Source organism: Serratia oryzae, assembly GCF_001976145.1.
In the GTDB taxonomy this organism is placed as follows: domain Bacteria; phylum Pseudomonadota; class Gammaproteobacteria; order Enterobacterales; family Enterobacteriaceae; genus Chania; species Chania oryzae.
In genome coordinates this window covers 1-566 of the sequence record NZ_MOXD01000064.1, presented here as the reverse complement: position 1 = coordinate 566, position 566 = coordinate 1, and the positions used below count along the sequence as shown (strand labels likewise).

1 protein-coding gene is annotated in these 566 nt (G+C 60.4%); it reads left to right on the top strand.

Features of this window, described 5'->3' with window-relative positions; all coding sequences use genetic code 11:
* A partial coding sequence (locus BMI79_RS23900) for a hypothetical protein (RefSeq protein ID WP_158069136.1) occupies positions 1–566 on the top strand: 566 nt, incomplete at both ends.

Below are 566 nucleotides of genomic sequence, written 5' to 3'. Positions count from 1 at the left end.
GGTGGGGGTAGCTGGAACGCCGGGCACCGAAACGCTGCGCGCCCTGACGCTCGACGGCGGTACGCTGAACTTTACCGGCGGTGCGCCACTGTCTAGCGCCGAGAGCACCATTACAGCTCAGACCCTGGCCGCTAACGGCGGCACTATCAATCTGGTGGGGGGGAGTTCCTGGGACAATACGCCACCGGTGGTGCCACCGAACCTGTCGATCCTGGATCAGAACCGCGGGGCGACGGCGATGCAGTTGATCAGCGCCACCACGGCCAGCGGGGCCGATACCTTAACGCTGACGATTGACGGTGTGGCGGTAACGCCACTGGGGTTAATCTCTGCTATCAACCAGAATACGGTGCATGTGGCGGATGCGACCTATAATTACGCGCTGTCCAACACCGACGGTGCCAGCGCTTCTGGCCTGTACCTGAACTATGGTCTGAGTGCGATTAACCTGCTGCTGGACAATCCTAATGCCCTGATTATTGCCACCGATGTCAGCCCGGATTCCAACAAAAATCTGACTGCGCAACTGACCGGGGTGGGCGGCGTTGCCTTTGATGCCAGCAACG